Raw genomic sequence first — 24,648 nt, 5'->3', positions numbered from 1 at the left:
GTGCGCTCCCTGTGCGCCCGCCGGGTGGTGTCCGTGCGCTGTGAGGTGCCCGCGACGACCGGTCGACGGGGCGCGATCCTCCCGCCCCCCCGGGGCGTGATCAACAGACCCTCATCGGTGTGGTCGGGCCCGGACCGGACCGATGAGGGCCTGATGATCATGCGATGACTCCCTGCCGCGGCGGCCGGTCAGGCGACCCGGGAGGGCTGCTTCGTGCGGGTCCTGACGGTGCCGTCGACCAGGAGGCGACGGACCACGGCCGCGATCACGATCGCCGCCGCGACGAGGGCCGCGATGACGACGAGCACCGGGCGGCCCGCCACGACGATCCCGCCGAGCGCCCACAGCACCGACAGCGCGTACGCGACCGGGGCCGGACCGGCGGACGTCACGACGGCCGCGATCAGACCGGTCACGACGAGCATCACGACACCGAGCAGGATCGCGACGCCGCCGGTCCCGGGCAGGCCGGCCCAGACACCCGTGGCCGCGGTGCCGACGACGGTCGCGACGCTCACCCAGCCCGCGTAGAACGCGACCGGGACCGCGAGGAGCCAGAAGTCGGCCCCCGTCGTCGGGAAGGTGGCGAGGCGGGCGAGGACCACGGCCAGGCAGACGAGCAGGGCGACGATCACGATCTCGGCGAAGCCGGGCAGGGGCTGGGAGAAGAGCACGATCCAAGCCATGTTGGCGATCGCGGCGCCGACCAGCCACCAGCCGGTGGCGCGGTGCACGGGGCGGTCCCACTGCGAGGGCAGCACCTGGCGGATCGCGAGGACGAGCACCCCGAGGTAGATGAGGCCCCAGATGGCGAAGGCCCCGCCCGCGGGGACGATCGGGGTCTCGAGGGAGGCGGACACCTCTCCTATCGGCCGTCCGAGGGCACCCGAGCCCCCGATCGACCCGACGATGAACTGCGCGACGGCCGTCACCAGCACCGCGATGGCGCGGACGGAGTCCGATGTCTTGGTCACCAAGACATCATTCCCGGGCGTCACCCGGACGAAACCGACCCGGATGGGATGCTGACCGGTGTGACGGAGCTTCCGCGGACGCGCCCGCGCTGGCTGCTCCCGGCGACGTTGGGCGCCGTGGTCCTCCTCGCGCTGGTGGTGCTGGTCGTCGTGGTCTCGGGAAGCGGTCCCCTCGCCCGGCCCACCTGCACGGTCACCGCTCCCCCGAACTCCCCGGGCCTGCGGTCGAGCTGGAGCGGGTCGCCGGAGCAGATGGACAACGCGGCGACGATCGCGGCGGTCGGTCGCAAGCTCGGCGCGCCGGACCGGGCGATCACGATCGCCCTGGCCACGGCCATCCAGGAGTCCACGCTCGCGAACCTCCGCGGCGGCGACCGGGACTCGGTCGGCCTCTTCCAGCAGCGGCCCTCACAGGGCTGGGGCACCGTGTCCGAGCTGCTCGACACCGTGACCTCGTCGACGAAGTTCTACGACGCCCTGCTCGCGACGCCGGGATGGGCCGGCATGGACGTCACGGAGGCGGCGCAGCGCGTCCAGCGCAGCGGCTTCCCCGAGGCCTACGCCGACCACGAGCCCGAGGCCCGCACCCTCGCCGTCGCCTTCCTCGGCCAGAACCCGGGCGGGCTGACCTGCACCGACCTCGACCTGTCGCAGCCGCCCGCGGACACCGTCGCCGGTCTCGCGCGGGCCGAGCTCGGCAACGCCCGGCTCTCGGGCCCGCAGAACGCGGAGAACGGCTGGGCGATCGCGTCCTGGCTGGTGGGGCACTCGACGCGCCTGGCGCTGGACCGGGTCAGCTACGACGGGCGGACGTGGACGGCGGCGTCCGGGACCTGGGAACAGACGGGCGCGGCGGACGGGGTGCTGGCCCTGCACCAGGTGCGGAGCAGGTGAGCAGAAAGTGGGCCTATGACCCCACTTTCTGCTCTCCTGGCCGAAGGCCACCTAAGGAAGCATCCAGCCGAGCACCGGGGTCGACTGCAGGTAGACCAGCACCGCCATCCCGACGAGGAAGAGCAGGCTCCACGGCAGGACCTTCCGGAAGATCTCGCCCTCCCGCCCGGCCATGCCCACGGCGGAGGCGGCGATCGCGAGGTTCTGCGGCGAGATCATCTTGCCGAGCACCCCGCCGGAGGTGTTGGCGGCGGCGAGCAGGATCGGGTCGAGACCACTGCGCTCCGCGGCCGCGACCTGCAGGGCGCCGAACAGCGAGTTCGACGACGTGTCGGACCCGGTGACCGCCACCCCGAGCCAGCCCAGGACCGGCGACAGCACCGCGAAGAATCCCCCGGTGGCCGCGAGCCACTGCCCGATGGTGATCGTCTGCCCCGAGAGGTTCATGACGTAGGCCAGCGCGAGGACGGCCATGACCGTCACGATCGCCGTGCGGAGCTCCGAGAGCGTCTGGCCGTAGGAACTCACGGCCGTCCGCGGGGCGACGCGGAGCACCAGCATCGTGATCAGGCCGGCGATGAGCAGGATCGAGCCGGCCGAGGCCAGCCAGTTGAACGTGAAGCTGGTCGAGGACACCTGGCTTCCCGACGGCGAGCGCACGTCCAGTCCCGGCCAGCGGAACTTCGCCGTGGTGGCGTCGAGCGCGGACTTCACCGCCGGGATCTGCTGGATCGAGAAGAGCGCGATGATGATCACGTAGGGCAGGTAGGCCAGGACGGTGTCGCGGGTGGAGTCGTGCCGCGCGGCCGCGTCCGACCCGGCGTCGCGCCCGGAGTCGGGACCCGGCCCGGCGTCCGGACCCGGCCCGTCGTCGGGAAGGTCCCCGCCGCCCGCCGCGACCGGGACCCGCGCCGAGGAGCCGCTCCGGGAGCGCACGACCAGCACCACGGCGCCCGCGCAGAGGAGCGAGGCGACGATGTCGGTGAGCGGGACCGACAGGAAGTTCGACGTGAGGAACTGGGCGACCGCGAAGACCAGCCCGCCGACCAGTGCGACGCCCCAGGTCTCACGCAGACCGCGGACCCCGTCCACGAGCATCACCAGCACGAACGGCACGAAGACCGCGAGGACCGGGGTCTGCCGGCCGACGACCGCGCCCAGCATGTCCTCGGGCAGCCCCGTGACCTGGGCGAGGGTGGTGATCGGCACGGCGATCGCCCCGAAGGCGACGGGCGCGGTGTTGGCCACGAGTGCGACCACGGCGGCCTTGAGCGGCGGGAAGTTGACGGCCATGAGCATCACGGTGCAGATGGCCACCGGGGCGCCGAAGCCCGCCAGCGCCTCGAGCAGCGCGCCGAAGGCGAACGCGATGATGATCGCCTGCACCCGCTGGTCGTCCGAGACCGAGCTGAAGGAGCGGCGCAGGACGTCGAAGTGCCCGGTGCGCACCGTCATCCGGTAGATCCAGAGGGCGTTGATGACGATCCAGAGGATCGGGAAGAAGCCGAACACCGCGCCCTCGGTCCCGGCGAGGAGCGCCTGACCGACCGGCATCGCGTACACCAGGACCGCGACCAGCAGCGAGACGACCAGGGCGATGATCGAGGCGAGCCAGGCACGGACGCGCAGGCCGCCCAGCAGGACGAAGAGCACGAGGAGCGGGAGCGCCGCGACCAGGGAGCTCCAGGCCAGGGACCCGAGCACGGGGGCGTACTGCTGGATGTACATGGTGGTGACTCCTCGTCGGCGAGCGTGGCGTGGGTCATACCCCGACAGAGGGGTACGAGCCACCTGAAACTCACCTGACGGAATTCGGACGCCCTACTGGTGCGGACCTCTCAGGTGCGTCACAGTCTTGGGCCGTGACCATCACCCCTGGTAACCCCGACGACCCGAAGGCGGTCGATCCCGCCGACGGTGGCGTGACGACGGCCGACACCCCTGACCCCGGCCAGGACGTCTCGGCGGACCGCCGCTTCTTCGGCCATCCGCTCGCGCTCGCCAACCTGTTCTCCGTGGAGCTGTGGGAGCGGTTCAGCTTCTACGGCATGCAGGCCGTCATGGCCTACTACCTCTACTACTCGCTGGCCGAGGGCGGGCTGGGCCTGCCCAAGGAGGCCGCGACCAGCATCATCGGCGCCTACGGCGGGATGGTGTACCTCGCGTGCGTGGGCGGCGCCTGGATCGCCGACCGCGTCCTCGGCGCCGAGCGCACGCTGTTCTTCGCCGCGTGCACCGTCATGCTCGGCCACATCGCGCTCGCCCTGATCCCGGGGCTCGCCGGCGTCGTGGTCGGCCTCGTCCTCGTGGCGCTCGGCTCCGGCGGCGTGAAGACGGCGGCCACCTCCGTCGTCGGCTCCCTCTACCGGCGCGACGACCCGCGGGCCGACGCCGGGTTCTCGATCTTCTACATGGGCGTGAACATCGGTGCCCTGGTCGGGCCGCTGCTCACGGGGCTCGCGCAGACCACGATCGGCTTCCACTGGGCCTTCGGCCTCGCCGCGATCGGGATGGCGCTCGGCCTCGGCATCTACGTCACGGGTCGCAAGAACCTCCCGGCCTCCGCGAACGTGGTCCCCACCCCCCTGACGCCGGGTGCCTGGCAGCGTCCGGTGGGGATCGTCGTGGGCGCCGTCGTCGTGATCGCCCTGCTGTTCGTGTTCGGTGTGCTGACCGCCGAGAACCTCTCGACGGCCGTGGCGATCGTCGTGGCTCTGATCGCGATCGCGCTGTTCACGCTCCTGCTGCGCAGCCCGAAGGTGTCGGCGGACGAGCGGTCGCGCACCCGCGCCTACATCCCGATGTGGCTCGCGAGCGTCGTGTTCTGGTCGCTGTTCCAGCAGCAGTTCACGGTGGTCACGCTCTACACCGACGAGCGCCTCGACCGGATGCTCGGCGGTTGGGAGATGCCGATCGCGTGGGTGAACTCGCTCGAGCCGTTCTTCGTGATCGTCCTGGCGCCCCTGTTCGCGATCCTGTGGACCCGGCTCGGGGAGCGCGGCCCGTCGACGCCGGTGAAGTTCGCGATCGGCGCGGGCGGCATGGGCGTGGCGTTCCTGCTCTTCCTGCCCTGGGCCGGCGGCACCGGCAACACGACCCCCGTGCTCGCGATCGTGCTGATCATGCTGGTGTTCGCACTGGCGGAGATGAACCTGTCGCCGGTCGGGCTGTCGCTGTCCACCCGCATCGGGCCGGACGCGTTCCGCTCGCAGTCGGTCGCGCTGTTCTACCTGTCGGTGTCGCTCGGCTCGACACTCGCGGGCACCATGGCGGGCTTCTACGACCCGTCGACGGAGGGCACCTACTTCTCCGTCATCGGGATCGCGGCCCTGGTGCTCGGTGGAGTGCTGCTCGCCCTCGCGCCGTGGGTGCGGCGGGCGATGCGTGGGGTGCGCTGACCTCCGTCGAGAGGTGCACGTGGGGCAGGTCCGGGCGCCCCGGAACCTGCGTCACGTGACCCTCGCGGAGCGCGTCAGAGACTGTTCGTGGCGAAGGTGTCGCAGCGGGTCGGGTCGCCGCCGGTGTAGCCGGTGGTGAGCCAGCGCTTGCGCTGGTCGGACGACCCGTGGGTGAAGGTGTCGGGGTTGACCGTCCCGCCGCCGAGCTTGCCCTGGATGTAGTCGTCGCCGATCCGCTGCGCGGCGTCGACCGCGGAGCTCAGGTCCGCCGGAGTGATGTCCTCGATGAGCGCGGGCCGACCGTTCGACGGCTGGCTCGCGTGGTTCATCCACACCCCGGCGTAGCAGTCGGCCTGCAGCTCGAGGCGGACCGAGTCGGAGGTCGCCCCCTGCCGGGAGCGGACCTTCGCCTCGGTGCCGAGCTGGGCCTGCACGTGGTGGCCGTACTCGTGGGCGAGCACGTAGGCGTTCACCAGCGGCCCGCCCTGCGCCCCGAACTGCTGCTGGAGCTGGTCGTAGAAGCTCAGGTCGATGTACACGAGGTTGTCGCCCGGGCAGTAGAACGGCCCGGCGCTCGAGTCGGCCGACCCGCAGGCCGTCCGCACCCCGCCGGTGAAGAACACCGTGTCGACCCGCTCGTAGGTCGGCTGCGCGCCCCGCACCGCCGAGGCCGCCCGGGCGTAGCCACCGCCGGCCCAGTAGCCCTGGATCGAGTTGATGTCCGCGACGATCGCGCAGTCGAGCTTGGAGTTCGCGTCCGCGCCCGTGCGGCACTCGCTCGCGAGGTCGCTCGTGCCGACCTGCGCCGGGCCACCCGGGTCCCCGAACCCGCCGGCCACGCCCGTCGTCGTCCCCGAACCGCCGCCGAGGTACTGCGCGGCGACGAAGCCGATGATCGCGACGACGATGACGCCGAGGCTCGCCTTGCCGCCCCGGCCGCGGAGCAGCAGGCCGAGGACCAGCCCGAGGATCCCGCCCCCGCCACCTCCCCCGAAGCCACCGCCTCCGCCGAGACCGCCCCCGTCGGAGCCGCCCCGGCGGTCGGTGACCTCGGACGCGTCGAGCTGGGCGTCGTCGTCGTAGCGCATCGCGTCCTCCGGCGGTGTCGGGTCGCGACGATCCTGTCGCGATCACCCGCTTCGCCGGAAGTCGGGGCCTACAAACGGTAGTTCTTGCGCTGCGCCCACAGACGTCGTCCGTCGTAGCGGGCGCGGCGGACCTCCGCGCTCCACCGCCCGACGAAGAAGCCGCCGACCCCACCGGCACCCAGCACCAGCATCCACGACTGGATCACTGCCATCCCCCCGTTCCGTAACTCCCCTCATGAGGAGTAGCACGGTTGTTCGAGTGGACGGTCGAAGTTGCGACGGTCGGTGGTCGAGGTTCCCTCGTCCGGCCCAGCAGATCACGCCGGAGGCGGGTTCTCCCCCGGCTCCGGCGACGCTGTGTCGATGGTCGGCGGCGGACTCGCGGGTGTCGCGGTCGTCGTCGCGGGTGTGGCGGGCGCGGTGGTCGTGGTCGCCCCGGTCGGCGGGGCCGACGACGTCGAGCTCGTCGGCGGGGCCGAGGTGGTCTCCCCCGGTCCGGCAGGACCCGCCGTCCGGAAGGCCGGCGCACTGACCGAGGCCAGGCGGGCCGGCGCGGACCGCGGGACCACCGACGTGGGGAGCGCGGCGCCGGCGGCGAGCGGGGTGAGCCGGGTCTTCATCAGCGCGACGCGGTAGGTGGTGAACTGCGACATCGTGAACCAGATGTCGGGCCCGTCGTTCCAGCGCGGGGTGAGATAGGGCGCGTAGGCCTGCGGGAAGTCCTTCGTGGTGGTGACCACCTGGGCGGGCGTCCACGGGCCGGTCGGCGTGGTCGCGGTGCGCAGGACGACCTCGCCGGTGTCGTCGACCAGGTACATCATGATCCACCGCCGGTAGAACGCGTTCCAGCGCACCGAGAGCTCGCCGACCGGACCCTTCACCACGGGTACGGCGTTCGCCTCCCCCGCCACCCAGGTCGTGCCGTTCCAGTACCGGTAGGCGGCCGTGTCGGTGAGCCGGTCCGCCGCCACCCTGGCCAGGGACAGGTCGCCGTACCGTCCGCCGGGGATGCCGTAGACGTAGATCTCCGAGCCCGGCGACGTCCCGGCCGCGACGGGCGAGGCGGGGTCGTCGGGTCCGCCGGGGCGGACGTACGCGACCTGCCCGAACCTCGAGTTCGCCGGCCAGCGGGCCCCGCTGTCCTTCCACGTCGTGCCGCCGTCGGTCGAGGTGACGATCCCCGAGCCGGTGAGCTGCCAGCGGCCCGGCGTGTCGAAGCTCTTCACCGACATGAACTGCAGGTTCATCGTGGTGTTCTTCGGCCCGGTCGCGATGCCGTAGGTCGGGATCACCGTCTCCTGCACGCCCTTGCGCTTCTGCGAGGGGATCAGTTCCTTGGCGTGCCCGTCCCGGTCGGAGATCATCCCCTTGAACGGCAGGCCCTGCGCCGGGCTCGCGGGCGGGTCGATCGAGGCGATGACGTTGGAGCGCCAGTCGGTGTGCTTCACCGAGAAGAAGTCCTTCGCCGCCGGGGCGCCGAAGGTGTCGCCGAAGGCCATCGCCATGCGCGGGCCCACCATGAACATGTGTCCGAGGTCGGTGCCCTCGACGCCGTACCGTGCGCCCGTGTCGTTGATCGACCCGGCGCCCACGAGATCGGCGACCTTCGCCGTGGACGAGCGCTGGACCGCCCACGACCCGGCGTCCGCCGGGGCCGCCAGCGCGGCCGTCCCGACCGTGAAGCCGACGAGGGCGACCAGACCGGCGGTCAACGCGGGGAGGACCCGCCGGGGACGCCGCGGCGGTCGGAGGAGCTCCATGCGGGCGCACGCTAGGAATCCCGGCGGCCGGACCGGGGCCGCGAAACACCCCGTCACCCACAGGTGTCCCAACGACCACCCGGGGACCCGTCGGCCCGTCCGGCATGATCACCCTGCGCCCTCCACCACCCCGTCCGAGGAGTACCGAACGTGAACGCGGAGATCGACACGCGGGCCCTGTCCTCGTTGATGCGGCCGGGGGCGCGGATCGCGGTGGCCGACGGGTGCGGGACCCCGCGCGCGGCGTTCCCCGCGCTCGGCGGGATCGCACGCGAGCGGGGGGACCTGCGGCTCGTGCTCGGGTGGATGCCGGCGCCCGTGGAGGGCCTCGACCTCGCCGCCTTCGCCGACGCCCGCACGGTCATGCCGGGCTGGGGGCTGCGTGCGGGGGTGTCGCAGGGGCATGTCCGGGCCGTCCCGGCGCGCCTGTCGGCGATGCCCGCGCTCCTCGCGGGACCGCTGCGCCCGGACCTCCTCGTGGTGTCCGCGGCGCCGGGACCCTACGGGCCGGTGCTCGGCAGCGAGGTCTCGTGGATGCGGGTCGCGATCGACGCCGGGGTGCCGCTCGCGGTCGTGCTCGACGACGCGCTCCCCCGCGCCGCGTCGGGTCCACCGCTGCCGGAGGACCAGACCTTCGTGATCGGGCACGCGTCGGACGGTCCGGCCGTCGTGCCGGTGGCCCCCGAGCCGAGCCCGGAGCACCGCCGCATCGGCGAGCTCGTCGCGGGGCTGCTCCCCGACGACGCCCGGGTCCAGTGGGCGCCCGGCCAGCTCGGCCAGGCCGTGGTGCGGGGCATCCTGGACCGCGGTCGCCCCGTGCACGCCGACTCCGGCCTGCTCGGCGACCCCGTGGTGGACCTCGACGAGGCGGGCCTGCTCGCCTCGACCCCGACCGCCACCTACCTCGTCGGCACCCCCCGGCTGTACGGGTGGGCCGACGAGCACGGTCGCGCGGGCCGCCCCGTGCTCCACGGCGTCGAGGTCACCCACGACCCGAACCGGCTCGCCGCCGACCCACCCCTCGTCGCGGTCAACACGGCCGTGGAGATCGACCGCGACGGTCAGGTCAACGTCGAGGGCCCGGCGTCCGCGATCGTCGGCGGGATCGGCGGGCACCCGGACTACGCCGCGGCCGCCACCCGGTCGCGCCACGGTCTCTCCGTGATCGCCCTGGCCAGCACGCACCGCGGCGTCCCCACGATGGTCGAACGGCTGTCGCGGCCGGTGACGACGGCGAGCCACGACGTCGACGTCGTGGTCACCGAGCACGGGGTGGCCGACCTGCGCGGCCTGGACCGTGGGGAGCGACGGCGGGCGCTGCGTCCGCTCTGGCCCGACTAGCTCGCGAGGACGCGTGCCTCCGTGGCCGCGCCGTGCAGGAGCTCGACGAGCTCGGTCGCGATCCCCCCGGCCATCGGGTCGTCGAGCAGCAGGAGCAACCCCAGCAGCACCTGGGCGTGCGAGCGTCGCTGCAGGCGGGTGAGGTGGCCGGTGTCCTCGATCAACGGCAGGGCGTTCTGCACGAGGGCCAGCCCGACGTCCTCGCCGACCCCGTTCTCGATCCAGCCCTCGGCCTGCGCCAGGACGGCTGCCCCGAGGTCCTCGAGCCCCTCGCACTCGTGTGCGACGGCCCGGTCGGAAGCTTCGGCATTCACGTAGGCAGTCTTACTGATCACGCTCCGGGTTTCCGACCCCCCTTTCGTCGTCGCCCGATGTCCGGCAAAGGGGTCACCCGATGGGCGCGACCTCCGACGGACAGCGATCCGGCGACAGGAGCATGAACGGCGGGTAGCGTCGGAGCGATGGCAGACCGCGTGCTCACCAGCGTCCCGACGGGTCCCGAGGCGGCACCGGCCCTCCCGCCGGAGAAGCACGGCGACCCGCTGCACGCCCCGGACCTGCTCGCCGCCCTCGACCGCGGCGACGACGCGGCGGTCCGGGCGTGGATCGCGGCGCACGTGCCGGAGCCGGAGAGCCTGCTGCTCTACGCGCTCTTCGTGGGCGCCGGCTTCCTCGGCCTCGTCGAGTGGCCCGCCGTCCTGCTGTCCTGCCTCGGACAGCTCATCGTCGACCGGCGCTTCGGCGGCGTGGAGAACCTCGCGGCGGAGCTGCGGGCGCGGGTCGCCGCGCTGGGCTGACCCGGCCCGTCGTCGGGAAGGCGGTGCTCAGGCCGCGCGGTGGTACTCGTCGTCCACCGGGGCACCGACGATCTCGGTCGGCTCGATGACCTCGTGCGTCGAGACCTCGAGCTGGTGCTCCCGGTGGTCGGCGCGGAACCGGGCGGGCTGCTCGGCCCGGCGCGGCGGCGCGTCGTTGGCGATGAGGACCGCGATCCACGGCAGGGGTACCGAGGCGACGATCAGCGCGACCGCCACCCAGGTCCAGCCGAAGGCGATGCCGAAGACCCCGGCGAGCACGAGGCACGGGATGCGCATCGCCATGATCCACGAGTAGCGACGACGACGGGCGGCGAACTCCTGCTCGAACGAGACCGCCGCGTCGGTGATGAGTAAGGGTGCCTGACGACATCCCACGACGTCCTCCTCCCCGGGCGCCGTTGCCCGGATCCGCCGCCCCGGGTCCCGGTCTCGGAACGGTGTCGGAGCGGCATCCTGTCCAACACCGCGGCCGGTCGGAGGCATCCGCGCGGGGCGCGGGCAGGGCGTGGCGTCGGTCATGTCCGGGTCGCGGCCGGCGGCACCCCGCGTGCACCGGGACCCGGGCGGCCCGCAGCCCGTCGGTTCGGCGCGCGCGGCGCGGGGTTGCTCACATTGCGTGCAACTAGGTGAAGATGGGACAGTCCTGCGCGCCGGTCCCTCGCCCCCCGAGTGGACCGCACCGACCCCGTCGCCCCTCCCCCCGGGGCGGCGGGGTCACCTCGTCCGGGAGGGACCGCCGTCAGGACCGCACGAGCCGCGCGATCGCGGCCGAGGCCTCGGCGACCTTCTCCTTCGCCTCCTCGTCGCCCGCCTTCGCGGCGTCGACCACGCAGGAGCCCATGTGCTCCTCGAGGAGCGCGAGCGCGAGGTTCTGCAGGGCCCCGGTCACCGCACTGACCTGCGTGAGGACGTCGATGCAGTACTTGTCCTCCTCGACCATCCGCGCGATCCCCCGCACCTGCCCCTCGACACGCTTGAGGCGACGCAGGTGGGCGTCCTTGTGCGGGGAGTAGCCGTGCTGGTGCTCGCTCACGGGTGTCATCATACCGGGGTGGGGTATCCCTACGAGGATTGACGCCGGTACCCCCTGGGGGTATCCCTGGAGACGTGGAGACGATGACGCCCGCCCTCGACGGCCGCGCGAGCACCCAGCTCGCCATCTCCGGGATGACGTGCGCCTCGTGCGCGATGCGTATCGAGAAGAAGCTGAACCGCCTCGAGGGCGTCACGGCGAGCGTCAACTACGCGACCGAGAACGCGCACGTCGACCACCCCGCCGGGATGTCGACCGGCACGCTGGTCGAGACGGTCGAGCAGCTCGGCTACGGCGCCACCCCGCCGTCCGCAGGCGAGGAGCCCGACGCCGGGCACGACGGGAGCGAGGTCGACGAGCTCCGGCACCGCGTGCTCGTCAGTGCGGCGCTGTCCGTGCCGGTCGTGGTCCTCGCGATGGCCCCGGCCTGGCAGTTCGTCGACTGGCAGTGGATCTCGCTGGTGCTCGCCGCGCCCGTGGTCGTCTGGGGCGGTTGGCGCTTCCACCGGGCCGCGGCCGTGAACCTGCGGCACGGCACGGCGACGATGGACACCCTGATCTCGCTCGGCACGCTGGCCGCCCTGCTGTGGTCGGTGTGGGCGCTGCTGTTCGGGGACGCCGGGATGCCCGGGATGACCCACACGCTGTCCTTCACCGCCGACCCCGGGGACGCCATCTACCTGGAGACCGCGGCCGCGGTCACCACGTTCGTGCTCGCCGGCCGGTTCTTCGAGGCCCGCGCCAAGCGCCGGGCGGGTGCCGCGCTGCGGGCGCTGCTCGACCTCGGCGCGAAGGACGTCGCGCTCCTGGTCGACGGCACCGAGACGCGGGTGCCGGTGGAGCGGCTCGTCGTCGGGAGCGAGTTCGTGGTCCGGCCCGGCGAGCGCGTGGCGACCGACGGCGTCGTCGTCTCCGGCGTGGGCGCGGTCGACGCGAGCACCGTGACCGGGGAGTCGGTGCCGGTCGAGGTCGCGCCGGGGGCGGACGTGGTGGGCGGCTGCGTGGCGGTGGGCTCGCGGCTGGTGGTGCGGGCCACGAAGGTCGGCGCGGACACCCAGCTCGCCCGGATCGCCCGACGGGTGGCCGATGCCCAGAACGGCAAGGCGGAGATCCAGCGCCTGGCCGACCGGGTGTCGGGCGTCTTCGTGCCCGTCGTCGTGCTGATGGCCGTCGCCACCTTCGTGGGCTGGCTCGTGCTCGCCGGCGACGTGAGCGGGGCCTTCACCGCGGCCGTCGCCGTCCTCATCATCGCCTGCCCGTGCGCGCTGGGGCTGGCCACGCCGACCGCGCTCATGGTCGGCACCGGCCGCGGGGCGCAGCTGGGCATCCTGCTGCGTGGCCCGGAGGTGTTGGAGTCCACCCGGCGCGTCGACACGGTGGTGCTCGACAAGACCGGCACCCTCACCACGGGGCGGATGCGCGTCGTGGGGGACGTGGACGACACCGCCCTGCGGTACGCGGCCGCGGTGGAGGACGGGTCCACGCACCCGATCGCCCGGGCGATCGCGGAGGCGGGCCGTCGGGACGGCCCGCTGCCGGCCGCGACGGAGGCACGGACGATCGACGGGCTGGGGGTGAGCGGGACGGTGGACGGTACCGAGGTGCTCGTCGGCCGACCCGCGCTGCTCGCCGAGCGCGGGATGCCGCTCTCACCCGCACTGACCGCCCATCTCGAGGCCGCGCAGGCCGACGGGGCCACCGCCGTCGTCGTGGGCTGGGACGGTGCCGCGCGGGCGGTGCTCGCCGTGACCGACACCGTGCGGGAGACCTCCGCCGACGCCGTCCGGGCGCTGCGGGCGCTCGGGGTGCGCCCGGTGCTGCTCACCGGTGACCACGAGGCCGCCGCGCGGGCGGTGGCGACGAGCGTGGGGATCGACGACGTCCGTGCGGGTGTGCTGCCGGAGCAGAAGGCCGACGCCGTCGCCGCGCTGCAGGCCGAGGGCCACGCCGTCGCGATGGTGGGCGACGGGGTGAACGACGCCGCCGCGCTCGCCCGGGCCGACCTCGGGCTCGCGATGGGCACGGGGACGGACGTGGCGATCGAGGCCGGCGACGTGACCCTCGTCCGCGAGGACCTCCTCGCCGTCCCGGACGCGCTGCGGCTCGCCCGCCGCACGCTCGCGACGATCCGGGGCAACCTCTTCTGGGCGTTCGCCTACAACGTCGCGGCCATCCCGCTGGCGGCTCTCGGGCTGCTCAACCCGATGGTCGCGGGCGCCGCGATGGCGTTCTCCAGCGTGTTCGTCGTGGGCAACAGCCTGCGGCTGCGGCGGTTCCGGTGAACCCGTTCGTGGCGCTCGCCGTCGTCGGCGGGGCAGCCCTCGTCGGGGTCGGGATCGTCGTCGCGGTGTCGTGGTTGGTCCGGGCGGCCGCCGGGGTGCGTCGCCCGCTCGTCGCCGCCCCGCACGCCGGCGGGATGCCGGTGACGGAGCACGCCGTCTCCCGCTGGCACGTCCGGTGGCCGACGCTCGCGCTGGTCTTCCTGGCCTTCGACATGGAGATGCTCTTCATGTACCCGTGGACGCTCGTCGTGGCGCGGACCGGGACGGGCGCGGCCGTGGAGATGTTCGTGTTCCTCGGGATCCTGCTGGTCGGGGTCGGCTACGCCTGGCGGGAGGGCGCCTTCCGGTGGTCCTGAGGTCCGTGGGGTCGCTGGTCGCCCGCCGCCCGCACGTCCTGACGATCGCGCCCGCGACCGTCGACCCCGCGCTGCGCCTCGCCGTGGAGGCCGAGCTCGGCCGCCGTCGGTGGCCCGTCGCGGACTCCCCCGCCGACACCGACGTCGTCCTCGTGCTGGGGACGCCGGGCCCGCGGCTGGGCGGAGTGGTGCGTGCCGTGTGGGCAGGAGTCCCGGCGCCGCGGGTGCTCACAACCGTCCCGACGACCGGTGTGGTCCGGTCGGTGCTCGACGACGCGGCGGCGGCGCTCGTCGACCCGCATGGCAGGAAAGCGTCGTTGCTGTCGCCCGACGACAGCAACGACGCTCTCCTGCCAGGAGGGACGGGGCCCGAGGCCCAGATGGCCGACCTCGCGTTCTACGACCGCGACGGGCTCGCCCTCGACGCCCTGCACGTGGCGCTGGGGCCGGTGCTCCCGCACTGGCCGGCCGGGCTCGTGGTGCACGCCACGCTCGCGGGCGACCTGATCACCGACGCCCGGGCCGAGGTGCTCGACGTCCCGGCGAGCGTCGGTCCCGGCAGCCGCGGCCGCTCACCCCTCGGGCCCGACCGGACCCGGCTCGACATCCTCACCCGCGTGTTCGGCCTGCTCGGCGCCGACCACCTCGCCGTCCGCGCCCGCCGGCTCCGCGACCAGGACCCCGCCCCCGGTGACCTCACCGCCTTCGGGCGGCGCCTGCGCCGGAACCGCCCGCTGCGGTGGGCCGTCCGCGGGGTCCCGCTCGTGGGTGGGCCGGTCGAGGAGCGCACGCTGGAGCAGCGGGTGGCGAACCTCGCGGGCGGTCTCGGGGGCAGCCTCGCCCCGCCGGTCCGCCCGACGGCGGAGAAGGCGGTGGGGGCGCTCGTGGGGCTCGAGCTCGGGGCCGCCCGGCTCGCGCTCGCCGCGATGGACCCCGACACCACGCTCGGCGCCGGCCCGGTCGCCGCCCACACGCCGGAGGAGGTGACCCATCAGCACCACTGAGCTCCTCGTCCTCGTCCTCCTCGCCCCGGCCCTCGTCCTCGTCGCCGGGCTCGCCGCGGGCGCGAAGGCGGTGACGGCCGGGGAGCGCCCGAGCACCCCCGTCGTCGAGACCCTCCGGCTCCTGGGCACCCAGCGCCGCCGCACCCCCGCGGACGACCCGGCCCTCGCCCGGATCGGGCTCGTCGCCCTGCCGGTCGCGGCCGTCCTCGCGCTCGCCGTCGTGCCGCTCGGCGACCGGGCCCCGGTCGACCTCGACGTCGGCGTCGTGTGGTTCAACGCGATGGAGGTCGTGGCCTGGTTCGCGGTGTGGGTGTTCGGGTGGGGGCCGAACGCCGCCACGACCCTGGCCGGCGGCTACCGCGTCCTGCCGCTGGGCCTGGCCTACGAGCTGCCGCACATGTTCGCGATCATCACCCCGGCCATCGCCGCCGGGTCGCTCTCCCCCACCGCGATCGCCGCGGCCCAGCAGGACCTCTGGTACGTCGTCTGGATGCCGGCGGCGTTCCTGCTCTACCTGCTCTCGGTCGCCGCGATGGCCTTCTGGGGCCCGTTCGCCGCGCCACTGGGCCGCGACCTCGCGGGCGGGGCCGCCGCCGAGCACGCGGGGCTCGACCGGCTGCTCCTGCTCGCCGGCCGCTGGATGCTGCTCACCGCCGCCGCGGCGATGGCGGTGCCCCTGTTCCTCGGCGGAGGCGCACCGCCGCCGATCACCGGCCCCGACCCCTTCCCCGGCCTGCCGGTGTTGTGGTTCGCGGTGAAGCTCGTGGTCGTGCTCGGCCTGCTCCTGGCCCTGCGCCGCGCCGTGCCGATGCTGCGGATGGCCCGGTTCGCGACGCTCTCCTGGGTCGTCCTGCTCCCGCTCGCCGTCGCCCAGTCGCTCGTCGTCACGCTGGTGGTGCTCGCGTGATCGCGCTGGTGAGCGCCCTCGGCGCGGTCGCGGTGATCACCGGGCTCCTGGTGTTCACGGTGGACTCGATGGCCCGGGCGACGTTCCTGCTCCTGGCCTCGTTCGTCGCGGTGGCGGTCGTGCTGATCGCGTTCGGGCTCGGCTACCTCGGCACGGTCGTCATCCTCATGATGACGACCGAGATGATGATCATGGTCGTCTTCATGGTCATGCTGATGATGAACCCGGCGGGGCTGATGCCGATGACGATGGTCCACAACCGGCGCGGCTCCTGGGCGATCGCGCTCGTCGTCTTCGGGCTCCTCACTGCCGGGGTGTGGCTGGTCCCCTTCCCGACGTCGGGTCCTGCCCCGGGTCCGGACCCCACGGCCGCCCTCGGCGACGCGCTCATGGGCGGGCAGATGCTGACGATGATGACGCTCGGGCTCGCGCTGCTGGCCACGATCGTCGGGACCGTGGCCGTGGCGGTGAGTCGACGGTGACCGAGCTCGTCCTGCGCCTCGCGCTCACCGCGGCCGCCGCGCTGGTGGCCACCGGGCTCTACGGCGCGCTGTCCCAGCAGTCGATCGTGATGATCATGATGGGGTTGGAGCTCGTGGTGAACGGCCTGATCCTCGGCGCGGGCGCGTTCTGGTGGGCCGGTGGGCAGCCGGTCGCGGCGAGCGTGCTGGTCGTGGTGCTCGTGACCGTCATGGCCGTGGAGATGGCGATGGGGTTCGCCGTGGCCCTCGCGATCTACCGCGCGCGGCAGGTCGACCTCACCGACGACGCCGGGGAGCTCGCCGGATGAGCCTCCTGCTGGCGCTGCTGCTCGCCGTCCCGATCCTCGCCGGGCTGCTGCTGGTCACCGCGTTCCCCCGCGCCACGGGGGCGCCCGTCGTCGCGGCCGGGGGCGTCGCGGCGGTGGTGACCGCGGTCCTCGCGGTGGAGCTCGCCGCCTCCCGGCCGGCCGTCATGACCCCCGCCCTGGTCGTCCCGCTCGTCCCCGGGATCACGTTCACCTACGCCGTCGACGGCCTCGGCGCCGTCCTCGCCGTGACGGTGGCGGTGATCGGCGCCCTCGTGCTGCTCGCCGCGGCCGGTGAGGAACGGCTCCGGCGCGGTCGTTTCGTGGGGATGGTGCTGGTCTTCCTGGGCGCGATGCTCGCGACCGTCACCGCCGCGACGCTGCCCGCGCTGCTCGCCCCGTGGGAGGTCATGGGCGCGGCGAGCTGGGCGCTCATCGCCTTCGACCGCCGCGACCCGGCGGTCGGCCCCGCCGCGGGCCGGGCCTTCCTGACGACGAGGACGGCCGACGTCGGGCTCTACGTCGCCACCGGCGCGGCCCTCGCGGCCGGGGTGCCCGGCCTCTCGTTCGCCGCCCTCGGCGACGCCGACCCGGCGTGGAGCTCACCGGTCGCGGCCGGGCTGGTGGTCGCCGCGCTCGGCAAGTCCGCCCAGCTGCCGTTCTCCGGCTGGCTCTCCGGGGCGATGATCGGGCCGAGCCCGGTGTCGGCCCTGCTGCACTCGGCCACCATGGTCGCCGCCGGGGCCGTGCTGCTCCTGCGGTCCGCGCCGCTGCTCGCCGCGACCGGCTGGGCCGCCGGCACCGTCGCCTGGGTCGGCGGCCTCACCGCGGTGGTCCTCGGCGTGGTCGCCTGCGTGCAGCGCGACCTCAAGCAGCTGCTCGCCGCCTCGACCTGCTCGCAGGTGGGCCTGATGGTGCTGGGCGCCGGGGTCGGCGCGTCCGCCGGGGCGGCGGGCCTGCTCGTCGCCCACGCCGCGGTCAAGGCGCTCCTCTTCCTCGCCGCGGGCGGGTGGCTCGCCCTCCTCCGTACCCGGGCCCTGCCCGCGCTGCGCGGCGCGGCCCGGCGCCACCCGGCGGTCGGCGTGCCGTTCACCCTCGGCGCGGTCGCCCTCGCCGGCGTGCCCCCGCTCTCGCTGTGGTGGACCAAGGACGCCGTCCTCACCGGGATCCCGCTCGGCGACGGCGGGCTCACCGTCGCCGCCCTGCTCGCCACGGTCCTCTCCGCGGTCTCGGCCACGCGCGCCGCCTGGTTCGTGTGGCGGCCGGTGCGCTCGCCGTCGATCCGGCGCGGCACCGACGGGGACCGCCCCCGGCGCCACGTGCCGGTCGCGATCACCGTCGCCCTCGCCGTGCTCGCGGTGCCCGCCGTGGCCCTCGGCGGCGTCGCGGTGGCGGTCGGCCTCGTCCCCGGCGCCGACCCGGGCGAGCTCGTGACGACGGGGGTGGTGGTGCTGCTCGCGGCCGCCGCCACCTGGGTGCTGCACAGCCGGCCGGTGCGGCTGCGCTCGTCGGCGTGGGGTCGGGCGGCCGCCACCGCGCGCGGCTGGCTGGGGCTCGAGGCGCTGGTCGGACCCGTCGTCGGGACACCCGTCCTCGCGCTGGCGCGCCTGCTCGACCGGGCCGACGCGACGCTCGGCCGGGCCGTGCCCCGGGCCGCGGCGACGGTTCCGACCCTCGCGCGGGGCGTGGACCGGTACGGCGAGCGGCCGCTCGCGGGGGCGATCGACCGGCTGGCCGCCGGGGTCCGGCGCCTCGGTGACCTGGCGCGGCGCCCGCAGACCGGACAGCAGCACCAGTACTACGCGCAGGGGGTGATCGCGATCGGCGTGCTGGCGGGGGTGGCGGTGGTCGTGGTGACGGCGGGGGTGCGGTGATGCTGACGGCGATGTGGGTCGCGCCGCTGGTGGTGGCGCTGCTGCTCGTACCGGTGACGCGCCGGGAGGTGCTGCTCGGCGCGTGGACGGTGCTCGCCCTGCTCGAGGTGGTGCTCGCGGGCATCGCGTGGGCGGGGGTGGGGGTCGGCTACGCGCACGAGGTGGTGGTGCCGTGGATCCCGGCGTTCGGGGTCGGCTACCACGTCGGGCTCGACGGACTGTCCGCGCCGCTGGTGGGGATGACGGCGCTGGTGTTCCTCGCCGTCGCGCTGTACTCGCTGCGCGCCGACCCGGCCCAGGACGGCGACACCGATCCGCGCCGGACCCGCGGCTACGTGCTGCTCTTCCTCGGGCTCGAGGCCGTGTCGATCGGCGTGTTCGTCGCCCTCGACCTCGTGCTGTTCTTCGTCTTCTTCGACGTCGCGATCGTGCTGATGTACTTCGTGATCGCCGGGTGGGGGTCGGGGGCGCAGGACGCGCAGCGCAGCGGAGCCGGAACCTCGACGGCGGCCCGGTCGGCGCTCCAGTTCTTCCTCTACACGTTCGTCGGGTCGCTGGTCATGCTGCTCGGCTTCCTCGCGCTCGCCGTGTCCGGGCCGCAGCTCACCTTCGACATCCCGACGCTGGCCGCCCGCCCCCTCGGCGGCGTGGCCGGGACCCTCGCCCTGGTCGCGATCGGGATCGGGCTCGCGATCAAGACCCCGGTCTGGCCGGTGCACACCTGGCTGCCGCCCGCGCACACCGACGCCCCGGCCGGCGGCTCCGCGATCCTCGCGGCCGTGCTGCTGAAGATGGGCACCTACGGATTCCTCCGGATCGCGCTGCCGCTGCTGCCCGGCCCGTGGCGCTCGGTCGCGCTCATCGCCGTGGTCCTCGGCGTGGTGTCGGTCCTGTGGGGGGCGCTGGTGGCGCTCGCGCAGCGCGACCTCAAGCGGATGGTCGCCTACACGTCGGTGAACCACATGGGCTACGTCCTGCTCGCGCTCGGCGCCGCGGGGTTCCTGACGGCGGGTCCGGAGGCCCGGGGCCTCGCCGTCACGGGGGCGACGGTGCAGATGGTCTCGCACGGGCTCGTCACCGCAGCGCTGTTCCTGCTGGCCGGCGTGCTGCGGGAGCGGGGCGGGACCTCCGACATCGCCGCGTGGTCGGGGATCGCCGGCCCGATGCCGCGCTTCTCGTGGACGTTCGCGGTGGCGGCCTTCGCCTCGCTGGGACTCCCCGGGCTGTCGGGGTTCGTGGCCGAGTTCTCGATGATCGCGGGATCGCTGCCCGCCGTCCCCGTCGCCGCGGCGCTGGCCGCCCTCGGCCTGGCCGTGACCGCCGCGCTGTTCGTGCGGGCCCTGCAGTCGATGCTGCTGGGCGACCGGCACCTCCCCCGCGCCGCCGACCGGACCCCGCCGCGCACCGGGACGTTCCGCCGTCCCGCCTCCCCCGACCTGCGGGTCACCCAGACCGCCGCGGTCGGCCTGCTCCTCGCCGGCTCCCTCGCGATCGGGCTCGCGCCCGCGCTGGTGACCTCCACGATCGCCCCGGCCGCCGCGACCGTGGTGGACCTGGTGTCACGGTGACCGCCGACCTGCTCGCGCTCGCCCCGGAGGCGCTGGTCGCGCTCGGGGCGGTGCTGGGGCTCGCCGTCGGGACGTGGCTGCCGCCCGGCCGGGAGGGCGCGGTCCGCGGGATCGGGGTGCTGTTCGCGCTGGCCGCCGTCGTGGTCGCGCTCGTCGGTCCCCGGGGAGCCGCCTTCGACGGCACGTACCTGGTGGACGCGGCCACCACGGTGGTGCGCGTCGTCGTGGCCGGTGCCGTCGTGGTGACGCTGGTGCTCGCCGGGGACCGCCCGGACGTCAGCGGTGGGCCACGGCTGACGTCGAGCGGCAGCGGTGGGCCACCGCTGACCGCGGACTCCCCGACGACGGCCCGGGTCGACACCGCGTTCGCCGTCCTGCTCCAGCTCTCGGCGGTCGGCGCGATGCTGCTCGGCGGCGCGACCGACCTGCTCCTGCTCGCCGCCGCGATCCTGCTCGCCGGCCTGCCGCTCGCCGCCCTGGCCGGCCTCGGACGGGACGGGCGCGCCACCGAGGCGGCGCTGAAGTACTTCCTGTCCTCGGCGCTCTTCGGGCTGCTCGCCCTCACCGGCACGACACTGCTGCTCGGGCTCGCCGGGGCCACCGCCTACCCGGCCCTCGCGGGGCTGACCGGACCCGCACCCGCCGTCGGGATGATCCTGGTCCTGGCGGGGCTGCTGATGGCGGCGGGCGCCGTCCCGGCGCACTTCTGGGTGCCGGACGCCGTGGACGGCACCGCCCCGGTCACGGGCGCCGTGCTCACCACCACCGCCAAGATCGGCGCGCTCGTGGCCGTGTGGCGGCTGACGCTCGCCGTCCCGGGCGTGCCGACGCCGCTCGTCGTCGCGATCCTCGCCGTCGCGTCCATGACCCTGGGCAACCTCGCGGCGTTCGCCCAGACCTCCCTGCGCCGGTTGCTGGCCTACTCGACGGTGAGCCAGGTCGGGTACCTCCTGGTGCCGGTCGCGGTGGCGCGGGACACCGTGCTCGCGCTGCCGACCCTGCTCGGCTACCTCGCCGCGTACACCGTCACCAACCTCGTCGCCTTCGCCGTCCTCGCCGCCCGCCCGCACGCCGTCGAGATCGGCGAGCAGCGTGGACTGGCCCGTCGGCACCCGGCGCTCGCGGTGGCCCTGGCGGCCGGGTTGCTCGGCCTCGTGGGGACCCCGCCGACCGTCGTCTTCGCCGGCAAGCTCGGCGTGCTCGCCGCGGCCCTCGACAGCGGGGCGGCGTGGCTCGCCGTCGTGGTGGTGCTGAACTCGATCGCGAGCCTCTTCTACTACCTGCGCTGGATCGCCCCGGTCTTCTCCGCGGGCGACCCGGTGCTGCGCGACCCGGTGGCGCCGCGGGCGCGGGTGGTGGCGGTCGTGCTCGCCGTGGGATCGGTCGTGGGATCGGCGGCGCTCGCGCTCGTCCCCCTGTGACAGGAAAGCGTCGTTGCTTGCATCCAGTGGCAGGAAAGCCACATCGTCGGTGCCGTGATCACCGCCTTCGACGCCCGGTTCGACGTCGGACCCGGCTACCTGAACACCCCCTCGGTCGGCGTTCCGCCGCGGCACGTGGTCGACGCCGTCCGCGCCTGGGTGGACGACTGGGCGACCGGCGCCGTCTCCGCGCCCGCGATGGACGCCCCGGTCGACGCCACGCGCGAGGCCTTCGCCGCGCTCACCGGCTTCCCGACGACGGGCGTGGCGGTCGGCTCGGTCGTCTCCGGGCTGCTCGGACCGGTGGCGGCGTCCTTCCCCGCGGGCACCCGCGTGCTCACCGCCGCCGGCGAGTTCACCAGCGTCAGCTTCCCGTTCGCGGCCTGCGGACACGAGGTCACCGAGGTTCCGGTGGCCGAGGTCGGCGCACGGGCGGCCGAGCACGAGGTCGTCGCCGTGAGCGTGGCCCAGTCCGCCGACGGCGCGCTGGTCGACCTCGAGGCCCTCCGCGCGTCGGGCGCGTTCGTCGTGCTCGACGCGACGCAGTCGCTGGGCTGGCTGCCGGCGGACCTGTCGTGGGCCGACGTGGTGGTGGCCGGGGGCTACAAGTGGCTGCTGTCCCCGCGCGGCTGTGCGTGGGCCGCGTACTCCGGGCGGGCCCTCGAGCGGACCACGCCGAGCGCGGCGGGCTGGTACGCGGGCGAGGACCGGTGGAGCACGGTCTACGGCCTCCCGCTGCGCCTCGCCGGGACGGCACGACGGCTCGACGTCTCCCCCGCCTGGTCGTCCTTCGTCGGCGCCGCCGTCGCCCTGCCGTGGCTCGCCGGGCTCGACCGGTCCGCGGTGCACGCCCACGGCGTCGGGCTCGCGACCCGCCTGCGGACCGCGCTCGACCTCCCGCCGTCGCCGAGCCCGATCGTCTCCGTCCCCGGCGACCCGCAGCGCCTGCTCGACGCCGGAGTGCGCTGCGCCGCCCGTGCGGGCGCCATCCGGGTGGGCTTCCACCTGCACAACACCGACGCCGACGTCGACCTCGTGCTGGACGCCCTGCGGTGAGGCAGCGCCACGAGCCCACGGCGATGGTCGGCGGCGACCTGGCGCACCGTCACCGACGGCTCGGCGGCAGCCGGTACGTCGCGCACGAGTGCGGCGGAGTGTGTCACCCGGAGTGCACTCCGCCGCACTCGCCGTCGAAGCGGGTGGAGCCGGGAGGTGGGGGTCGTCACGGCCCGGGGTCCACGGCAGGCGCCTGACCTGCACCGACGCGCGAGGCGATCAGCGTCACCCGTCGTCGGGAAGGACCCGCGGGCACCCTGGGGGTGCTCCCCCGCATCCCTGGAGGTGCCATGCGCACCCGTACCCGTCACCACCACGCCGTGACCGGCCTGCTCCTGCGGGCCCGCTCGCTCGTGCTGATCCGCCGCCGCAGCGGGCGCTACCCCGAGCTCTCCGACGCCGCGGTCAACGTCGTCAGCAACGGCCTGACCGGTATCGCCGTCGACCCGCGCGCCGTGTCGACGACGCTGCGCGAGGAGGCCACGGCGCTCGCCCACCGGATCGTCGACGACGACCACCCGGAGGACTCTCCGCTGTGGCCCGCCGCCGGGCCCGACCTGGTGGTCAGCAGCTGGCTGCACCCCGACGACGGGCCCGGGCCGGCCCTACTGGTCGCCTAACGTCCAGCCGACCGGCTCGGCCAGGCGCAGGGCCTCGCTCGGGCCCCAGGAGCCGCGCTCGTACGGGCGGATCTCCGCCGACCCGTCGAGGGCGGCCCCGGCGGCCTCCCAGACCTCCTCGAGCCCGTCGGGCCGGGTGAACAGCGTCCGGTCGCCGAGCAGGATGTCGTGGATGAGCCGCACGTAGGGCGGCAACGGGTCGCCGCCGTGCACGTCGTGCAGCGAGATCGTCGTCCACTGCGTGGTCAGCGCGGACGCGCTGCCGGGCAGCTCGATGTTCATCGAGATGCCGAGCTCCCCGTCGCCGGAGAGGTCGAAGCGGACGACGTTGCCGCGTCGCGGGATGTCGGCGCAGTCCGGGTTCCCGGCCTCGTCGGGGGCGCAGTACGGGCCGCCCTGCGGGTCGCGCATCACCAGGGAGACCTTCTGGTGGCTCTCGGCCATCATCTTCCCGGTCCGCATGAGGAACGGGACGTCGCGCCACCGGTCGGTGTCGACGAACATCCGCGCCGCCACGAAGGTCTCGGTGTCCGAGTCGTCGGCGACCTCGTCGATGTCGCGGTAGCCGTCGAACTGGCCGCGCACCACGTCGTCGGTGGTGAGCGGGCGGAAGGCCTTCACCGCGTCCGCGCGGGCCTGGGCGATGTCGTCGGCGGCGAGGCTCTTCGGCGGCTCCATCGCGATCTCGGCGGCGACCTGGAACAGGTGCGTGACGAGCATGTCGAGCACGGCGCCGGTCTCGTCGTAGAACTCGGCGCGGTCGGCGACGTCGAGGGTCTCCGGGACGTCGATCTGCACGGCGGCGACGTGGTGGCGGTCCCAGCTCGATCCGAACAGACCGTTGGCGAAGCGCAGCGCCCGCAGCTGCTGCGTCGCCTCCTTCCCGAGGAAGTGGTCGATCCGGTAGATGACCGACTCGTCGTAGACGCGGTGGACCGCCTCGTCGAGGGAGCGGAACGACTCCAGCGACGTGCCGAACGGCTTCTCGTAGACCACGCGGCTGCGCTCGACGAGGTCGTGGGCCGCGAGCGCCTCGGTGTAGGCCTCGAAGGTGGTGGGCGGCAGGCCCAGGTAGTGCACGCGCTGCACCGACGACGGGTCGCCGTCACCGAGCTCCTGCTCGGCCTGCGCGACCTTGTCGACGAGCTCGCCGGGGTCGTCGGCGGTGAAGCCGTTCCCGGCGAAGTGCAGGCGCGACGCGAACTCGTCCCAGACCTCGCGGGGCCCGTCCTCGGGCTTCGGCCCGAACTCGGTGAGCTTCTCGTGCACGTGGTCGCGGAAGTCGTCGTCGGAGAGCTGTCGCCGCCCGCTGCCGATCAGCTGCCACTGCGCGGGCAGGAGCTTCTCCTGGGCGAGCCGGAAGAAGGCCGGCAGCACGAGCCGCGCCGCGAGGTCTCCGCTCGCGCCGAACAGCACGAAGACGGTGGGCGGGGTGTCTCCCTGATCGGTCACGAAGACGAGCTTCCC

General features: G+C 74.3%; 24 protein-coding genes. 15 read left to right on the top strand and 9 right to left on the bottom strand.

Annotated features, from left to right (window positions below; translation table 11 throughout):
- Window positions 1-188: 188 nt before the first annotated feature.
- Entirely contained in the window at window positions 189-974 is a 786-nt protein-coding gene (locus BJ983_RS05890) for a hypothetical protein (RefSeq protein WP_179792968.1), read from the bottom strand.
- 60 nt (window positions 975-1,034) lie between these two features.
- Here BJ983_RS05890 and BJ983_RS05885 point away from each other — a divergent pair, with 60 nt between their 5' ends.
- Entirely contained in the window at window positions 1,035-1,868 is an 834-nt protein-coding gene (locus BJ983_RS05885) for a hypothetical protein (RefSeq protein ID WP_343053767.1), read from the top strand.
- A gap of 51 nt (window positions 1,869-1,919) precedes the next feature.
- Here the strand turns inward: BJ983_RS05885 and BJ983_RS05880 are convergent, their stop codons facing one another.
- Complete coding sequence (locus BJ983_RS05880) at window positions 1,920-3,596, bottom strand: L-lactate permease (protein ID WP_179792966.1); 1,677 nt, start codon at window positions 3,594-3,596, stop codon at window positions 1,920-1,922.
- A 194-nt stretch (window positions 3,597-3,790) separates the two neighbouring features.
- Between BJ983_RS05880 and BJ983_RS05875 the strand changes: the two genes are divergently transcribed.
- Window positions 3,791-5,266 (top strand): oligopeptide:H+ symporter, encoded by a 1,476-nt coding sequence (locus BJ983_RS05875; RefSeq protein WP_179797390.1) that lies wholly within the window; start codon window positions 3,791-3,793, stop codon window positions 5,264-5,266.
- A 74-nt stretch (window positions 5,267-5,340) separates the two neighbouring features.
- Here the strand turns inward: BJ983_RS05875 and ypfJ are convergent, their stop codons facing one another.
- From ypfJ to BJ983_RS05860, 3 genes are all read right to left on the bottom strand, one after another.
- Window positions 5,341-6,354, bottom strand: a complete 1,014-nt coding sequence (gene ypfJ / locus BJ983_RS05870) for a KPN_02809 family neutral zinc metallopeptidase (protein ID WP_179792965.1) — start codon at window positions 6,352-6,354, stop codon at window positions 5,341-5,343.
- Window positions 6,355-6,422: 68 nt separating this feature from the next.
- On the bottom strand, window positions 6,423-6,566 hold the full coding sequence (locus tag BJ983_RS05865) for a hypothetical protein (RefSeq protein WP_179791915.1): 144 nt from the start codon (window positions 6,564-6,566) through the stop codon (window positions 6,423-6,425).
- Window positions 6,567-6,671: 105 nt separating this feature from the next.
- Window positions 6,672-8,114, bottom strand: coding sequence for a glycoside hydrolase family 183 protein (locus tag BJ983_RS05860; RefSeq protein WP_179792964.1), 1,443 nt, complete (start codon window positions 8,112-8,114; stop codon window positions 6,672-6,674).
- 150 nt (window positions 8,115-8,264) lie between these two features.
- Here BJ983_RS05860 and BJ983_RS05855 point away from each other — a divergent pair, with 150 nt between their 5' ends.
- Window positions 8,265-9,455, top strand: a complete 1,191-nt coding sequence (locus BJ983_RS05855; RefSeq protein WP_343053766.1) for an acetyl-CoA hydrolase/transferase C-terminal domain-containing protein — start codon at window positions 8,265-8,267, stop codon at window positions 9,453-9,455.
- Here BJ983_RS05855 and BJ983_RS05850 read toward each other — a convergent pair.
- Window positions 9,452-9,769, bottom strand: a complete 318-nt coding sequence (locus tag BJ983_RS05850; RefSeq protein ID WP_179792963.1) for a hypothetical protein — start codon at window positions 9,767-9,769, stop codon at window positions 9,452-9,454. The two genes, BJ983_RS05855 and BJ983_RS05850, sit on opposite strands and share 4 nt — an antisense overlap.
- A 147-nt stretch (window positions 9,770-9,916) precedes the next feature.
- Here BJ983_RS05850 and BJ983_RS05845 point away from each other — a divergent pair, with 147 nt between their 5' ends.
- On the top strand, window positions 9,917-10,252 hold the full coding sequence (locus tag BJ983_RS05845; protein WP_179792962.1) for a hypothetical protein: 336 nt from the start codon (window positions 9,917-9,919) through the stop codon (window positions 10,250-10,252).
- A 27-nt stretch (window positions 10,253-10,279) separates the two neighbouring features.
- Here BJ983_RS05845 and BJ983_RS05840 read toward each other — a convergent pair whose 3' ends face one another.
- Window positions 10,280-10,648, bottom strand: a complete 369-nt coding sequence (locus BJ983_RS05840; protein ID WP_343053764.1) for a DUF3099 domain-containing protein — start codon at window positions 10,646-10,648, stop codon at window positions 10,280-10,282.
- 364 nt (window positions 10,649-11,012) lie between these two features.
- Window positions 11,013-11,315, bottom strand: coding sequence for a metal-sensitive transcriptional regulator (locus BJ983_RS05835; RefSeq protein ID WP_179797384.1), 303 nt, complete (start codon window positions 11,313-11,315; stop codon window positions 11,013-11,015).
- Window positions 11,316-11,389: 74 nt separating this feature from the next.
- Here BJ983_RS05835 and BJ983_RS05830 point away from each other — a divergent pair, with 74 nt between their 5' ends.
- The 11 genes from BJ983_RS05830 (at window position 11,390) to BJ983_RS05780 (ending at window position 23,181) form a co-directional block, all read left to right on the top strand.
- Entirely contained in the window at window positions 11,390-13,588 is a 2,199-nt protein-coding gene (locus BJ983_RS05830) for a heavy metal translocating P-type ATPase (protein WP_179797382.1), read from the top strand.
- Entirely contained in the window at window positions 13,585-13,944 is a 360-nt protein-coding gene (locus BJ983_RS05825) for an NADH-quinone oxidoreductase subunit A (RefSeq protein ID WP_179792961.1), read from the top strand. The genes BJ983_RS05830 and BJ983_RS05825 overlap by 4 nt, the downstream gene beginning before the upstream one ends.
- Complete coding sequence (locus tag BJ983_RS05820) at window positions 13,935-14,948, top strand: hypothetical protein (protein ID WP_179792960.1); 1,014 nt, start codon at window positions 13,935-13,937, stop codon at window positions 14,946-14,948. Before BJ983_RS05825 ends, BJ983_RS05820 begins: the two co-directional genes overlap by 10 nt.
- A 70-nt stretch (window positions 14,949-15,018) precedes the next feature.
- Entirely contained in the window at window positions 15,019-15,855 is an 837-nt protein-coding gene (locus BJ983_RS05815; RefSeq protein ID WP_343053762.1) for an NADH-quinone oxidoreductase subunit H, read from the top strand.
- Window positions 15,852-16,337, top strand: coding sequence for an NADH-quinone oxidoreductase subunit J (locus BJ983_RS05810; RefSeq protein ID WP_179792959.1), 486 nt, complete (start codon window positions 15,852-15,854; stop codon window positions 16,335-16,337). Before BJ983_RS05815 ends, BJ983_RS05810 begins: the two co-directional genes overlap by 4 nt.
- Entirely contained in the window at window positions 16,334-16,645 is a 312-nt protein-coding gene (locus tag BJ983_RS05805) for an NADH-quinone oxidoreductase subunit K (protein WP_179792958.1), read from the top strand. The genes BJ983_RS05810 and BJ983_RS05805 overlap by 4 nt, the downstream gene beginning before the upstream one ends.
- A complete protein-coding gene (locus tag BJ983_RS05800) occupies window positions 16,642-18,516 on the top strand; it encodes an NADH-quinone oxidoreductase subunit 5 family protein (RefSeq protein WP_179792957.1) in 1,875 nt (624 codons plus the stop codon). Before BJ983_RS05805 ends, BJ983_RS05800 begins: the two co-directional genes overlap by 4 nt.
- Window positions 18,516-20,084 (top strand): complex I subunit 4 family protein, encoded by a 1,569-nt coding sequence (locus BJ983_RS05795; protein WP_179792956.1) that lies wholly within the window; start codon window positions 18,516-18,518, stop codon window positions 20,082-20,084. Before BJ983_RS05800 ends, BJ983_RS05795 begins: the two co-directional genes overlap by 1 nt.
- Window positions 20,081-21,505: a proton-conducting transporter transmembrane domain-containing protein gene (locus BJ983_RS05790; protein ID WP_179792955.1), complete on the top strand. Its 1,425-nt coding sequence runs from the start codon at window positions 20,081-20,083 to the stop codon at window positions 21,503-21,505. The genes BJ983_RS05795 and BJ983_RS05790 overlap by 4 nt, the downstream gene beginning before the upstream one ends.
- 54 nt (window positions 21,506-21,559) lie before the next feature.
- Window positions 21,560-22,561 (top strand): aminotransferase class V-fold PLP-dependent enzyme, encoded by a 1,002-nt coding sequence (locus BJ983_RS05785; protein ID WP_179792954.1) that lies wholly within the window; start codon window positions 21,560-21,562, stop codon window positions 22,559-22,561.
- Window positions 22,562-22,851: 290 nt separating this feature from the next.
- Complete coding sequence (locus tag BJ983_RS05780) at window positions 22,852-23,181, top strand: hypothetical protein (RefSeq protein ID WP_179792953.1); 330 nt, start codon at window positions 22,852-22,854, stop codon at window positions 23,179-23,181.
- Here the strand turns inward: BJ983_RS05780 and BJ983_RS05775 are convergent.
- Entirely contained in the window at window positions 23,167-24,633 is a 1,467-nt protein-coding gene (locus BJ983_RS05775; RefSeq protein ID WP_179792952.1) for a glucose-6-phosphate dehydrogenase, read from the bottom strand. The two genes, BJ983_RS05780 and BJ983_RS05775, sit on opposite strands and share 15 nt — an antisense overlap.
- Between the last annotated feature and the right edge of the window lie 15 nt (window positions 24,634-24,648).

Source organism: Actinomycetospora corticicola (assembly GCF_013409505.1).
Classification (GTDB): domain Bacteria; phylum Actinomycetota; class Actinomycetes; order Mycobacteriales; family Pseudonocardiaceae; genus Actinomycetospora; species Actinomycetospora corticicola.
The sequence above is the reverse complement of the archived record's forward strand: the minus strand, read 5'-3'. Positions and strand labels throughout refer to the sequence as shown.

Coding starts and splice junctions, on each gene's coding strand:
- BJ983_RS05880 (WP_179792966.1), bottom strand. CDS start 3,596: ATGTACATCCAGCAGTACGCCCCCGTGCTCGGGTCCCTGGCCTGGAGC.
- BJ983_RS05780 (WP_179792953.1), top strand. CDS start 22,852: ATGCGCACCCGTACCCGTCACCACCACGCCGTGACCGGCCTGCTCCTG.
- BJ983_RS05795 (WP_179792956.1), top strand. CDS start 18,516: ATGCTGACGGCGATGTGGGTCGCGCCGCTGGTGGTGGCGCTGCTGCTC.
- BJ983_RS05830 (WP_179797382.1), top strand. CDS start 11,390: ATGACGCCCGCCCTCGACGGCCGCGCGAGCACCCAGCTCGCCATCTCC.
- BJ983_RS05865 (WP_179791915.1), bottom strand. CDS start 6,566: ATGGCAGTGATCCAGTCGTGGATGCTGGTGCTGGGTGCCGGTGGGGTC.
- BJ983_RS05860 (WP_179792964.1), bottom strand. CDS start 8,114: ATGGAGCTCCTCCGACCGCCGCGGCGTCCCCGGCGGGTCCTCCCCGCG.
- BJ983_RS05800 (WP_179792957.1), top strand. CDS start 16,642: ATGAGCCTCCTGCTGGCGCTGCTGCTCGCCGTCCCGATCCTCGCCGGG.
- BJ983_RS05835 (WP_179797384.1), bottom strand. CDS start 11,315: ATGACACCCGTGAGCGAGCACCAGCACGGCTACTCCCCGCACAAGGAC.
- BJ983_RS05845 (WP_179792962.1), top strand. CDS start 9,917: ATGGCAGACCGCGTGCTCACCAGCGTCCCGACGGGTCCCGAGGCGGCA.
- ypfJ (WP_179792965.1), bottom strand. CDS start 6,354: ATGCGCTACGACGACGACGCCCAGCTCGACGCGTCCGAGGTCACCGAC.